Genomic DNA, 12,820 nt, shown 5'->3' with positions numbered 1-12,820 from the left:
GACGATGACGGGGCAGGGCGAGACGCTGGCGGACCTCAGCTCCGCCATCGCTGCCTGCCGCATCTGCCGCGACACGCCGCGCGGCGCGCCGCTCCCCCACGAGCCGCGGCCCGTCGCCTGGCCCACGGCGACGGCGCGCATTCTCGTCGCGGGCCAGGCGCCCGGCATCCGCGTCCATGCCTCAGGCAAGCCTTTCACAGACCCGTCGGGCGACCGGTTGCGGGCCTGGATGGGGCTCGACGAGGAGGTCTTCTATGATCGCGCGCGCGTCGCCATCGTGCCGATGGGCTTCTGCTTTCCCGGCCATGACGCCAAGGGCGGCGACCTGCCGCCGCGGCGCGAATGCCGGCACGCCTGGCACGACCGGCTGATGGCCGCCATGCCGGTGATCGATCTCGTCCTCGCCATCGGCGCGACGGCTCAGGCCTATCACCTCGAACGCCTCGGTCTCCGGGCGCATCTCCGGCCGACACTCGGCGAGACGGTGCGCAGCTGGCGGACGATTTTCGAGGCCTCCGCGGCGCCGCGCATCCTCGTCCTGCCGCATCCGTCCTGGCGCAATTCCGGCTGGCTCAATCGCAATCCCTGGTTCACCGCTGAGCTCCTCCCCGTGCTGCGGGAGGAAATCGAACGGCTTCGCTGAAGCCATACCGCAGCAACGTGACTGCCCTCCGGTCAGGGCCTGTATTTCGTCTTGTTTCGCGGGCAGACTGATAGCCTCGGGTCGGGCGACGCATCACACGGGAAGCACAGATGAGCATGTTCAAGCGATGGATGGGCCTTCTGGTCCTCGCCTTGACCGTCACGACCGGTGGTGAGGTTGTGCGTGCTCAGGCACCGGCTGCCAGCGAGACACGCCTTGCCCTGGTGCTCGGCATTGGTGCCTACCAGACCAATCCCGTTCCGGCGGCGCTCAACGATGCCGGTCTCGTCGCCCGCACCCTGCGCGACCTCGGCTTCTCCACGACCGAGGGCGCCGACCTGCCGCAGGCCGAACTCCGCCAGGCCATCGCATCGTTTGTCCAGCAGGTGCGCGACGCCGGGCCGGATGCAGTCGCGGTGGTCTATGTCGCCGGCGTCGGCCTCCAGCACGACAGCGACAGCTATCTCCTGCCGACCGACGCGGTGATCCAGCGCGAGAGCGACGTGCCTCTCGCCGGCATCCGCCTCAACGACCTGACGCGGGCTCTCGGCGCCATCCCCTCGCGCGCCAAGGTCATCCTGCTCGATGTGTCCCGCCAGCATCCCTTCGCCGATGTCGGCCCGCCGGTGCGTGCGGGCCTTGGCATCCTCGATGCCGGACCGTCCATGGTCATCGCGTCGGCCGCCGCCGCCGGCGCCGTCTCCGCCCCCAACGAGGCGGCCTACGGCCATTTCGCCTCTGCCCTCGTGGAACAGCTGGCCTCGCCCGGCCTGCCGGTCGACCAGGCCGTCGCGCGGGCCCGCCTGCGCGTTCACCAGCTCACCAATGGTCGCGACACGCCCTGGGAGCTGTCGACGCTGACGCCGCCGACCCCGGTGCTCAATGCCGGCGCGGAGGCCACCGGCTCGACGCCGCCCCCGCCGCCCCCGGCTGCGGATCGGCCGATGGACGGACTCTCGGCCCAGGAGGCCTATGCGCTGGCGGTCGAGCGCGACTCGATTGAGGGCTATCAGGCCTTCCTGCGCGCCTATCCGACCGATCCGCTCGCTCGCCGCGTCCAGCGCCTGCTCGCCGCCAAGCGCGAGGCGCTGGTCTGGCGCCGCACGATCAGGACCAACTCGCCCCAGGCCTACTGGACCTATCTGCGGAGCTATCCGCGCGGTCCGCACGCCGAGGAAGCGCGCCTGCGCCTGTCCCGGCTCTCCGCGCCGCCGGCGCCGCCGCCTGCCTTCGACGCCGTGGTCTATGACGACATCCCGCCTCCGCTGCCGGAGGTCGAGGTCATCTATGTCGACGACTACTGGGAGCCGGCGCCGCCCGCCTTCTATGACGAGGTGGTGATCGGCCGCGAGGTCTGGCTCGGTCCGCCCGTGGCGCCCGTCTACGTGCTGCCGCCACCGCCGCCGCCGATCTGGGGCGTGCTGCCGGTGGTCGGCGTCGCCGCCCTCGTCGCCGCGCCCATCATCATCCACCGCTTCGTCCGGCCGCCGCGCCCGCCCGTCGTGCTGCCGCCGCCGAATTTCGTCGGACGCCCTGTCGGCCTTCCCGGCGGTCGCCCCGGCCCCGGTCCCGGCTTCACCGGTCCCGGTTCTGGTCTGCGTCCCGGCGTCGTGCCGGGTGGGCGGCCGCTCCCGGGCTCGCAGGGCGGTGTAGGCCTGCCGCCGAACGTGCGGCCCGGCATCAATCCCGGCCTGGGAGGACCTGGTCAGCGTCCCGGCTTCGGGCCTGGTCAGGGTGGCCCCGGCATCGGCCGGCCTGGCATAGGGCGGCCTGGTGTCGGCGGGCCTGGTGTCGGGGGGCCTGGTCCCGGCGTGCGGCCCTTCCCGAACCGCCCCGGCAATCAGGGTCCCGGCCTTGGTACGGGCGGGCCCGGCGGTCGCCCGGTCGTCGGTCGCCCAGGTGGCCGTCCGGGGGTCGGTCCCGGCGGTCGTCCGCGTCCTGACTTTGGTGGCGGCGTCGGTCGTCCCCGCCCCGATTTCGGTGGTGGCGGCGGTCGTCCGCGTCCTGACTTTGGCGGCGGTGCCGGTCGTCCCCGTCCGAACGTCGGAGGTGGCGGCGGTGGCCCGCGTCCGAATTTCGGTGGTGGCGGCGGTGGTCCGCGCCCGAACTTCGGTGGCGGTGGCGGTGGTCCGCGCCCGAACTTCGGTGGCGGCGGCGGTGTTCCGCGCCCGAACGTCGGTGGTGGCGGCGGCCCGCGTCCGAACATGGGCGGTGGCGGCGGTCCGCGTCCGAACATGGGCGGCGGCGGTGGTGCCCGTCCCAATGCAGGCGGTGGTGCCCGTCCGGCGCCGCGCCGGCCGGGTGACCGGCGCTGACGGGATTTCGTCATCCAGAACGACAAGGGCCGGTGCATCGCACCGGCCCTTCGCATTGAGGGGGGTCGCTGGAGCGGGCGCGCTGACGGTGCCGCCGCTTCCGCCGCTCTCACTTGCGCTCGAGGCGGGCGAAGAGGCTGGAGGTGTCCCAGCGGCCGCCGCCCATGGTCTGGACCTCGGCGTAGAACTGGTCGACGAGCGCAGTGACCGGCAGCTTGGCACCATTGCGACGGGCTTCGGCGAGGCAGATCGACAGGTCCTTGCGCATCCAGTCGACGGCGAAGCCGAAGTCGAACTTGTCCTGGTTGATGGTCTTGTAGCGGTTCTCCATCTGCCAGGAGCCGGCAGCACCCTTGGAGATGACGTCCACCAGTTGCTCGATGTCGAGGCCGGCCTTGCGGGCGAAGTGAAGGCCCTCGGACAGGCCCTGCACGAGACCGGCGATGCAGATCTGGTTGACCATCTTGGCGAGTTGGCCGGCGCCGGGACCGCCGAGACGGCGGCAGGCACGCGCAAAGGCCATGATCACCGGCTCGGCGCGGGCGAAATCACCCTCCTCGCCGCCGCACATGACCGTGAGCACGCCGTTCTCGGCGCCAGCCTGGCCGCCGGAGACCGGCGCGTCGACGAAGCCGAGGCCGAGCGCCTTGGCCTTCGCCTGAAGCTCGCGCGCCACATCGGCCGACGCGGTGGTGTTGTCGACGAAGATCGCGCCCTTGGTCATGGCCTGGAAGGCCCCGTCTGGACCGATAGTGACGGCCCGCAGGTCGTCGTCATTGCCGACGCAGGCGAAGACGAAGTCCTGCCCCGCCGCGGCCTCCTTTGGCGTGCGGGCGGCGGTTCCACCGTGCTGGGCCACCCAGGCCTCGGCCTTGCCGAAGGTGCGGTTGTAGACGGTCACCTCGTGGCCGCCCTTGGCCTTGAGATGGCCGGCCATGGGGTAGCCCATGACGCCGAGACCGAGGAACGCGACTTTCGCCATGGCGTGAAACTCCGCTGATGCCGCCAATTTGAGGGACGCCTACCATCCCCGCGGCGGACGCTAGGTCAAGCCTCCCCGACGCGGGGGAGTGCGGCGGTACCACTGATATGTACAAATACATATCATTGCGAAATTCCTGCCCCGCGCAATCAGCAATGCTGGCAAGCATCTGTGAATTATGATTTTGTCGCCGCCCACGAGTCCGGCCAACGGACCGCTGTTCGACCAGTTGCGGGATTAAAGAGGGAGACCTGAGCTCATGGAGCGCCGCACTTTCATCAAGACCGCCTCGGTGGCTGCCGCCGCGTCCGCCGTCGCCGCCCCGGCCATCGCCCAGACCGCCCCCGAGGTGAAATGGCGCCTGACCTCTTCGTTCCCGAAGTCGCTCGACACGATCTACGGCGCCGCGGAGATCTTCTCCAAGGCGGTCGCCGACATGACCGACAACCGCTTCCAGATCCAGGTCTTCGCCGCCGGTGAAATCGTCCCCGGCCTGCAGGCCATGCAGGCGGTGCGTGACGGCACGGTCGAGGCCTGCCACACCGCCTCGTACTACTATGTCGGCATCGACCCGACCTTCGCCTACGGCACCGCTATCCCGTTCGGCCTGAACTCGCGCATGCAGAATGCCTGGCAGTTCCAGAACGGCGGCATGGAGCTGATGAACGCCTTCTATGCGAAGCACAACATCTACGCCATTCCTGCTGGCAACACCGGCTGCCAGATGGGCGGCTGGTTCCGCAAGGAGATCCGCACGCCTGCCGACCTCAACGGCCTGAAGATGCGCATCGGCGGCTTCGCCGGCCGTATCCTCCAGAAGCTTGGCGTCGTGCCGCAGCAGGTTGCCGGCGGCGACATCTATCCGGCGCTCGAGAAGGGCACCATCGACGCGGCGGAGTGGGTCGGCCCCTATGACGACCAGAAGCTCGGCTTCAACAAGGTCGCGCCATTCTACTACTATCCCGGCTGGTGGGAAGGTGGGGCCATGCTCCACAACATGTTCAACGTGGCGAAGTACAACGCGCTGCCGGCGAACTACAAGGCGATTCTGCTCAACGCCTCGCACCACGCCCATACCTGGATGCAGGCTCGCTACGACGCGCAGAACCCGGCGGCCCTCCGCCAGCTCGTCGCCGCCGGCACGCAGCTGCGGCCCTTCTCGCTCGAGGTCCTCGAGGCCTGCCTCAAGGCGACCAACGAGGTGAACGCCGAGACCGCTGCTGCCAATGCGGACTTCAAGAGGGTCATGGACCACGCCAATGCCTTCCGCGGTGAGCAGTATCTGTGGTGGCAGGTGGCCGAGTACACCTACGACACCTTCATGATCCGCTCGCGCGCCCGCGGCTGACGCGGAGCAACGGCCTGAACGAGCCCCGGCGGAGTGATCCGCCGGGGCTTTTTCATGCGCGCTCGCCCTTCATCGGTCGTTCATCCGGTGCCTGCACACCATTCGCCATTCCGGAGGGTGAGGGATGCGACTGCGCGCAATGGCGGCGGGGCTAGCGATGATCACGGTGGTTGGAGGAGCGGTGGTCGAGGCAAGCGGGTCGGAGAACCGGGTCACCTTTCCCAACGCTTCAGGCGTCGTCATCACCGCGCGCCTGCTGCTGCCGGCGGGTACCGGGCCCTTTCCGGCGGTAATTGCTCTCCATGGCTGCGGCGGCAGCAACGACAGGAGCGGCGCGCTCGTCGCGCGCGACCGGGACTGGGCCGAACGCTGGGTTGCGGCTGGCCATGCCGTGCTCCTGCCGGACAGCTTCGGCTCGCGCGGCCTTGGGCCCCAGTGCAGCGTAGCGGACCGGACAGTTCGCCAGAGCGTCGAGCGGGTCGACGACACCATGGCCGCACGTGCTTTCCTGCAGGCGCGCTCCGACATCCGGGGCGATGCCCTGACTCTGGTCGGCTGGTCGAACGGTGCCGGCACAGCGCTCTACGCCATCAGTGCCCGCAAGCGGCCGGCTGATGGCCGCCCCGACTTCCGTGGCGCCATCGCCTTCTATCCCGGCTGCCGCAACGTGCTCGCGCGCGACATCACCCCGCGCCTGCCGCTGACCATCCTCATCGGCGATGCCGATAACTGGACGCCGCCCGGCCCGTGCCGCGACTACGTCGCCATGGCGCGCGCTTCCGGCGCCATCGCCGATATCGTCACCTATCCCGGCGCCTATCACGGCTTCGACGCGCCATCCTCGCCGATCCGCGAACGCCGCGGGCTCGCCTTCACGGCCGATGGGTCGGGCCGCGCCATGGTCGGAACCGACCCGGCGGCGCGCGCCGACGCCATCAGCCGCGTGGCGGCGCTTCTCGCGCGGTGAGGGGCCTCAGGGGCGGTAGCCAGGCGGCTGCTTCAGCCAGGGCTGCTGCTTGATCTCGCTGCGGCCGAACTCGAACAGCGCGTTCATGTAGACCGGATCGAACGGTTTCTCATAGGGCACCGTGAAGCGGCTGGAGATATAGGCGAGGTTGAAGTCGACATTGTCGCGCCGCGTCATCAGGTACATCCGGTAGATGTCGCCGATGGCATTGGAGGTGATCATCGTCGAGATCGATCGCGCTGCGATGGGCAGGAGACCGCGCTTCACGTCCTCGGAGAGCTCCTGGGTGCGGCCGTTGCGGATAATCCATGCGGTGCGCTGGACGCGACGCGCGAAGGCCGGCGCCTCGCGCAGCGGCGCGTTGCTCGGATAGAGGAAGACCTGGGTCGTCGCGCCGCCATCGACATGCATTTCCTGCCGCAGCCTACCGTCAACGGTGACGTCCATCATCACTGGTGGGAAGGCCCCCGGGATGGAGGCGGAGGCCAGCAGGATGTCGCGGATGGCCTGCACCCGGGAGGGATGGCCGCTCGAGGCGATGGCGCCGATGTTCCAGGCGATCGGCTGACCCTGGTCGAGATTGGTGGTGCCGATCAGCAGGATCCGCCCCTTGCGGTACTCGCCGGCGATCTCCTCCACCATCTCAGGCGTCACATAGGTGGCGATGAGGGTGGCGAGCGGCCGGCTGTCGGCGACCGAATCCGAGCCGATAATGGTCAGGATCGGCAGGATCTGGGCGATGTTGTCGCGCTGGATCGTGGTGTAGACGGCCTTCAACTGCTCGTCGTAGCGGCTGCCAAGGAAGGCGAAGGGCGCGGTCAGCGCGCCGGTCGAGACACCCGTCACGAGGCGGAACGAGGGGCGGGTGCCGCGCTCTGTCCAGCCATAGAGCAGGCCCGCGCCAAAGGCGCCATTCTCGCCGCCACCGGAAATCGCCAGCATGTGCTCGACATTGCCGCCACCGGCCATCAGCCGCCGCCGTTCCGCCGCGACGAACATGGCCGCCAGTGGCGTGGGGTCGCCGTTGAGGGCGAAGCGGGCGTCGGAAATGCCGAGGAAGAGCGCCTCCCGCGCGACGTCGCGCGGCACAGCCTCAAGGCGCGGCTGGTAGGCGCAGCCGGTGAGGGCGAGAGTCGCGGCAAGAAGTGCGGCCGTCAGGACGCGGGGGATCGTCAAGCGCATGAGCCACTCCGAGGCACACCGTTAACCCCCTGGTGTGGCGGCGTCTAGGCCGCACAAGGTTCGGGCCGCGGGGGGAGCCGCGGCCCGGTTAACGATCCCTAGTTGCGCGGCGCGGCCGGCGGCTCGAGGCCGGGCGGGGGGCCGCCGAGGCCGGGCGGCGGGCTGAGGCCCGGCAGTCCGCCTGGGCCGTCGAGCCCAGGCAATCCGCCGCCGAGACCAGGCATCTCGATGCGGATCTCGACCTTGGACGGATCCATCTTGGGCCCCTTGTCGAGCCAGTAGGTCACGGATGCCGGCCAGAAGATGACGATGGCCACGAGGATGAGCTGCATGAACACCCACGGGATCGCGCCTATGTAGATGTCGCTCGACTTCACCGACGGGGGTGCGATGCCACGCAGGTAGAAGAGGGCGAAGCCGAAGGGCGGATGCATGAAGCTCGTTTGCATGTTCACGCAGAGCAGCACGCCGAACCAGATCAGGTCGATGTCCAGCTTCGTCGCCACGGGCGCCAAGAGCGGCACGACGATGAAGGCGATTTCGAAGAAGTCCAGGAAGAACGCCAGGAAGAAGACGAAGATGTTGACGAAGATCAGGAAGCCTGTCTGGCCGCCGGGCAGGCCGATCAGCATGTGCTCGATCCAGCGCGAGCCGTCCATGCCCTGGAAGACCAGGCTGAAGACGGTCGAGCCGATGAGGATGAAGACCACCATCGAGGTGATGCGCATGGTCGAGCGCATGCCCTGGTCGACCAGCGGCCAGGTGAGGCGGCGATGCAGGGCGGCGAGCACCAGCGCACCCACCGCGCCCATGGCGCCGGCTTCCGTCGGCGTGGCGAGACCCATGAAGATCGTGCCGAGCACCAGGAAGATGAGGACGATGGAAGGCACCATGCCCCACAGGACCTGACGGATCAGCGGCCAGCCGATCTCGCCGCGCGCCTCGGGCGGAAGCGGGGGCATCGCCTGCGGCTTCATGATCGACAGGAACACGATGTAAAGGATGAAGATGCCCACCTGCATCAGCGACGGGCCGATGGCGCCGAGATACATGTCGCCGACCGACCGGCCGAGCTGGTCGGCGAGCACGACGAGGACCAGAGAGGGCGGGATGAGCTGCGTAATGGTGCCGGAGGCGGCGATGACACCGGTGGCCAGCCTCATGTCGTAGCCGTACCGCTGCATGATCGGCAGCGAGATGACACCCATGGCGATAACCGACGCGGCCACCGTGCCCGTGATGGCGCCGAGAATGGCGCCGACCACGATGACGGCATAGGCGAGGCCGCCGGGAATGCCGCCGAACAGCTTGCCGGTGCCCTCCAGCAGGTCCTCTGCGAGGCCGCAGCGCTCGAGGATCGCGCCCATGAAGGTGAAGAAGGGGATCGCCAGCAGCAGGTCGTTCGAAATGATGCCGTGGAAACGCAGCGGCAAGGCTTGCAGGAAGACCCAGTCGAAATGGCCGGTCATGACGCCGAGGGCGCCGAACATGAGGCCGACCGCAGCCAGCGAGAACGCAACCGGGAAGCCGATCAGCATGAAGCAGATCATCCCGAAGAACATAAGCGGCGGCATGATGCCATGCGAGAACATCGCTAAACTCCCTCAGACGCTCGATGGCATTACTGCAGCGGCTTTTCGTATTTCGAGTCGAACTGAAGTTCGCCGCGAAGCGCGGCGATGCGCTTGATCAGTTCGGAAATGCCCTGGATCGTCAGCAGAGCGAAGCCAAGAGGCAGGACCAACTTGATCGGCCAGACCAGCAGGCCGCCGGCATTCTGCGACTGCTCCCACTGGCGAAGCGACGTCGTGAAGAACGGCCAGCTCAGATAGGTCATGTAGATGGTGACGGGCAGCAGGAAGATGGTGATGCCGACGGCATCGATCCAAAGACGCGCGCGGTCGCTGACCGAGCCGTAGACGAGGTCAACGCGAACATGCTCGTTGGCCTTCAGCGTGTAGGAGGCCCCGAGCAGGACCATGACGCCGAACAGATACCACTGGATCTCCAGCATGGAGTTTGACGACAGGTTCAGGAGGTAGCGCGAGAAGGCATTGCCGGCGCTGATCAGGCAGGCGAGCAGAACGCACCAATCGGCGACGCGACCGAAGACACCGTTGATCGCGTCAATGACGCGGCTGATGGAAAGCAGACCCTGCATGCCGGGCAACTCCCTGGAGGCCAACGCTCAGCAGGCCGCAGGGAGGGGCAGGGCCCCGCACCGACGCAGGCGACCAGAAGTCGCCCCAGGACGCCTGTGTACAACACTGCCCTCGCCTTCGCGTTGCGAAGGGGGCGGATGATCAACAGCCTGACCCTGTCCCGCTCCCGGTCCCGCGGTTCTTGTGCGATGACCGGTCCGGCGCCAGAAGCGCCGTGGCCTCTCTATGACACGGCTCTGTCACGCACAATAGGGATTCGGTAAGGAATTGGCCGAAAGGGCGATGCACCGCGCAAGAATTTGCGCATTTCATGGGGGAAACGCGTACATTCGTATCGTTACGGAGGCGTCGCCGCAGCCTCCACCTCGGCGCGGCGGATCTTCAGCCGGACCCTCTCGCGATGCAGCGTGTAGAGTCCCGCCCCGACGATGAGGCCGATGCCGACCCAGCTTGCGGCATCGGGCCATTCGCCGAACACGGTGATCCCCGAAACGATGGCCCAGACCATCACCGTGTAGCGGAACGGCGAGACCAGCGACACCTCGACACCGCGGAAGGCGAGGATCATGGCGTGGTTGCCGGCGACGACGACGGTCGCCGCGGCGAAGAGCAGGCCGACATGAGTGAGGCTCGGCGTGACCCAACCCTGGAACGGGATCATCGCCGCGCCGAAGAGGCCCACGGCAACGCAGGTCGTGAGCGTGATGACGATGGTGGGAATGCGCGGATCGATGAAGCGCGTGACCATGTCTCGGATGGCGCAGAAGGCGACGCTCAGCAGCGCCATCGCCGTCGCCGACCCCGCCAGAAACCCGGCGCCGCCCGGCTTCACCACCAGAAGCATGCCGATGAAGCCCGCCGCTACCGCCGACCAGCGGCGCCAGCCGACGACCTCTCCGAGGAGCGGCCCCGACAGGGCGGTGATGAGCAGCGGCGTGATGAGGAAGATGGCGGTGATGTCGGCGATCGGCATGGCGCCGATGGCGGAGATGAACAGGAAGGCGACGAGCGCCTCGAGGCTGGCGCGCGTGGCCACCAGGGGCGAGGCGACGCGGCCGATGTCCCGCAGATGCCCGGCTGCGATCAGCCAGCCGAAGACCATGACCGCGGCGAAGGCGCCGCGGATGGCGATGATCTCCCCGGAGGGCAAGTCGCGCGCGACGATCTTCACCAGCGTGTCGTTGGTGAGGAAGCAGGCCATGGCCGTGCACATCGCGATGATGCCGCGACGATTGGCATTGGCTTCGACGGGAGGGGCGGTGAGCATGGCGATATCAGGCCGCGAGGCGGTCGAGGCGGAACAGGGAGAGGTCGTGGCGGCTGGCTCCGCGCGTGGCAAGGTCGGCGAGGATCTCGCCCATGACGCTGGCGAACTTGAAACCGTGGCCCGAGCAGGGGGAGGCAATCGTCACCTGCGGCAGGCCGGGCAGGGTGTCCACCACGAAATGTTCGTCCGGCGTGTTGGTGAAGAGGCAGCAGCGCAGCGCCAGCGTCGGACCATCGGCGTCGGGGAAGACCTCGGCGAGGACGCGCCGCAGCGCCTGCTCGTCGGCCTCGGTGGGCTCGCGCGACAGGCTGTCGGCATGGCCGTGCTGGCGCATGTGGTTGTAGAGGCCGATCTTGAAGCCGGGCACGCCGAAGACCGGGAACTGGTAGCAGGACCCGTGGCGCGTTTCGACGATGGAGACGGGGAAGGCCCCGAGCGCGAAGGCCTCCGGCGCCTTGGGCTGGAACCAGCCGAGCACCTGCCGCTCCGGCACGGCGAGGCGGGCCAGCGCCGGCACGTGGTCGCCGATCCAGGCACCGGTGGACAGGATCAGCCGGTCGGCCTCATAGGTGCCGCGCGCCGTGGTCACGCGCACGCCGCCGCCCGCCGTTGGCTCCCAGCCGAGGATCGGCTCGCGCGCGCGAATCTCCGCGCCCCTCGCCATCGCCATGGTCACATGGGCGATGATCGCCCGTTCGCTCATCACGAAGCCCGCATCGGCCTGGTAGTTCGCGACCTGCCCCTCGGCGAGGCGATAGCCGGGGAAGCGCCGGCGCGTCTCGGCTGCGTCCATGAGCTCATGCGGCAGGTCGTGCTCGCGGCAGGCGGCGAGCGAACCGGTCACCACCCGCCCGTCGGGCGCGCCGGCATCAAGGCCGCCGGTGATGTGGAGGAGCTGTTCGCCGAAGGCGGTTTCCGTCTCGCGCCACAGCTCGTAAGCGCGGCGCAGCAGCGGCACGTAGAGCGGATGCTCGAAGTAGGCGAGGCGGATGATGCGGTTGATGCCGTGGGACGAGCCCATGGCATGGGGGATGTCGAAGCGCTCAAGCCCGAGGACGCGCTGACCGCGCCGCGCCAGTTCAAGGGCCGCGGCAGAGCCCATCGCGCCGATGCCGGCGACGATCACGTCGTAGTGGGCCACGCTGTCGCGCTCCGGTGTTTCTTCCCTGGCCCATCAGCTAGCGCCGCGGCGCCTCGCCGTCGAGCGCCCGGGCGTCGCAGCAGACCCGCGCGGTCACTCCACCCGCTGCTGGAAACTGCGCTGGATGTCCTCGCGGATGATGTCGTAGACGATCTGGTCGACCGTCCGCTTCTCCGCGGCGCGGATGTCCTCCGCATTGAGGCGGGCCTCGGTCTCGATCAGGGCGGTATCGCCGCGGTTCTGCACCGCCATCAGCGAGACAGTCATCGCGACATCGACCGCGAGGACCAGCGTCACTGCCGCAAGCCAGGTGGCCTGGGCGGGAATGCGGAAGCGCCGCTTCGGCGCGGGGGGCGTCTGTACGACGTCAGCCGGCATAGCGCCTGCGACCGGGGAGGGGGCCTCTGCCAAGGGCATCGCCTCGGCGACGGCGTGGTCGACCGTCTCGAACTGCGGGCGATAGCTCCCGGGGGTCAGGCGGATGCGCAGAGTGTCCATCGCCCCGGGCCCGGCATAGTAGAGGTCGAGCGCCTGGCGGAGCCGCATGGCCGCGACCCGCACGGTCGAGTCACGGTCGGGGTCGAAATCGGCCCCGCGGCCGAGCGCCTCGACGGCGATGGTATAGGCCTTGATGGTGCGCGCATTGCCGTCCAGCGTCGTCTCCACGACATAGGTCAGCATGGTCGCCAGCAACGATCCTTCGGGCACGAAGGAGGAACGGGTGATCTGCCGCAGCGCGTCCCGCACGATAACGGGATCGGCCGGCGGCAGTGATGAACTGGTCATCGCAGGTCGCCTCATGGGTCGACGCCC

At 68.6% G+C, this 12,820-nt stretch carries 11 protein-coding genes; 4 read left to right on the top strand and 7 right to left on the bottom strand.

What is annotated here, in order from left to right:
* Window positions 1-4: 4 nt before the first annotated feature.
* Complete coding sequence (locus tag O9344_RS01795; RefSeq protein ID WP_298472071.1) at window positions 5-643, top strand: uracil-DNA glycosylase family protein; 639 nt, start codon at window positions 5-7, stop codon at window positions 641-643.
* A gap of 110 nt (window positions 644-753) precedes the next feature.
* A complete protein-coding gene (locus O9344_RS01790; RefSeq protein WP_298472069.1) occupies window positions 754-2,958 on the top strand; it encodes a caspase family protein in 2,205 nt (734 codons plus the stop codon).
* A gap of 109 nt (window positions 2,959-3,067) precedes the next feature.
* Here O9344_RS01790 and O9344_RS01785 read toward each other — a convergent pair whose 3' ends face one another.
* Entirely contained in the window at window positions 3,068-3,940 is an 873-nt protein-coding gene (locus tag O9344_RS01785; protein WP_298472067.1) for an NAD(P)-dependent oxidoreductase, read from the bottom strand.
* A 259-nt stretch (window positions 3,941-4,199) separates the two neighbouring features.
* On the opposite strand from O9344_RS01785, the gene O9344_RS01780 reads away from it, so the two are divergent.
* Together O9344_RS01780 and O9344_RS01775 are read left to right on the top strand one after the other, a co-directional pair.
* A complete protein-coding gene (locus O9344_RS01780) occupies window positions 4,200-5,288 on the top strand; it encodes a TRAP transporter substrate-binding protein (RefSeq protein ID WP_298472065.1) in 1,089 nt (362 codons plus the stop codon).
* A 124-nt stretch (window positions 5,289-5,412) separates the two neighbouring features.
* Window positions 5,413-6,255, top strand: a complete 843-nt coding sequence (locus O9344_RS01775; protein ID WP_298472063.1) for a dienelactone hydrolase family protein — start codon at window positions 5,413-5,415, stop codon at window positions 6,253-6,255.
* A gap of 6 nt (window positions 6,256-6,261) precedes the next feature.
* On the opposite strand, the gene O9344_RS01770 is transcribed toward O9344_RS01775, so the two are convergent.
* The 6 genes from O9344_RS01770 to O9344_RS01745 form a co-directional block, all read right to left on the bottom strand.
* Window positions 6,262-7,437, bottom strand: coding sequence for a patatin-like phospholipase family protein (locus O9344_RS01770; RefSeq protein ID WP_298472061.1), 1,176 nt, complete (start codon window positions 7,435-7,437; stop codon window positions 6,262-6,264).
* 98 nt (window positions 7,438-7,535) lie between these two features.
* On the bottom strand, window positions 7,536-9,029 hold the full coding sequence (locus tag O9344_RS01765) for a TRAP transporter large permease subunit (RefSeq protein ID WP_298472059.1): 1,494 nt from the start codon (window positions 9,027-9,029) through the stop codon (window positions 7,536-7,538).
* A gap of 29 nt (window positions 9,030-9,058) precedes the next feature.
* On the bottom strand, window positions 9,059-9,598 hold the full coding sequence (locus tag O9344_RS01760) for a TRAP transporter small permease subunit (RefSeq protein ID WP_298472057.1): 540 nt from the start codon (window positions 9,596-9,598) through the stop codon (window positions 9,059-9,061).
* A 338-nt stretch (window positions 9,599-9,936) separates the two neighbouring features.
* Window positions 9,937-10,866, bottom strand: coding sequence for a DMT family transporter (locus tag O9344_RS01755; RefSeq protein ID WP_298472055.1), 930 nt, complete (start codon window positions 10,864-10,866; stop codon window positions 9,937-9,939).
* Between the two features lie 7 nt (window positions 10,867-10,873).
* Window positions 10,874-12,007: an N-methyl-L-tryptophan oxidase gene (solA, locus tag O9344_RS01750; protein WP_298472054.1), complete on the bottom strand. Its 1,134-nt coding sequence runs from the start codon at window positions 12,005-12,007 to the stop codon at window positions 10,874-10,876.
* A gap of 93 nt (window positions 12,008-12,100) precedes the next feature.
* On the bottom strand, window positions 12,101-12,793 hold the full coding sequence (locus O9344_RS01745) for a hypothetical protein (RefSeq protein WP_298472052.1): 693 nt from the start codon (window positions 12,791-12,793) through the stop codon (window positions 12,101-12,103).
* Window positions 12,794-12,820 lie beyond the last annotated feature (27 nt).

It is taken from the genome of Phreatobacter sp. (genome assembly GCF_027532945.1).
In the GTDB taxonomy this organism is placed as follows: Bacteria; Pseudomonadota; Alphaproteobacteria; order Rhizobiales; family Phreatobacteraceae; genus Phreatobacter.
This window is presented reverse-complemented; position numbering and strand designations above follow the sequence as displayed.

Bases quoted from the DNA above. Each gene is read 5' to 3' on its own strand.
- O9344_RS01785 (WP_298472067.1), bottom strand. From the start codon at position 3,940: ATGGCGAAAGTCGCGTTCCTCGGTCTCGGCGTCATGGGCTACCCCATG.
- O9344_RS01755 (WP_298472055.1), bottom strand. From the start codon at position 10,866: ATGCTCACCGCCCCTCCCGTCGAAGCCAATGCCAATCGTCGCGGCATC.
- O9344_RS01765 (WP_298472059.1), bottom strand. From the start codon at position 9,029: ATGTTCTCGCATGGCATCATGCCGCCGCTTATGTTCTTCGGGATGATC.
- O9344_RS01745 (WP_298472052.1), bottom strand. From the start codon at position 12,793: ATGACCAGTTCATCACTGCCGCCGGCCGATCCCGTTATCGTGCGGGAC.
- O9344_RS01770 (WP_298472061.1), bottom strand. From the start codon at position 7,437: ATGCGCTTGACGATCCCCCGCGTCCTGACGGCCGCACTTCTTGCCGCG.
- O9344_RS01790 (WP_298472069.1), top strand. From the start codon at position 754: ATGAGCATGTTCAAGCGATGGATGGGCCTTCTGGTCCTCGCCTTGACC.
- O9344_RS01760 (WP_298472057.1), bottom strand. From the start codon at position 9,598: ATGCAGGGTCTGCTTTCCATCAGCCGCGTCATTGACGCGATCAACGGT.
- O9344_RS01795 (WP_298472071.1), top strand. From the start codon at position 5: ATGACGGGGCAGGGCGAGACGCTGGCGGACCTCAGCTCCGCCATCGCT.
- O9344_RS01780 (WP_298472065.1), top strand. From the start codon at position 4,200: ATGGAGCGCCGCACTTTCATCAAGACCGCCTCGGTGGCTGCCGCCGCG.
- O9344_RS01775 (WP_298472063.1), top strand. From the start codon at position 5,413: ATGCGACTGCGCGCAATGGCGGCGGGGCTAGCGATGATCACGGTGGTT.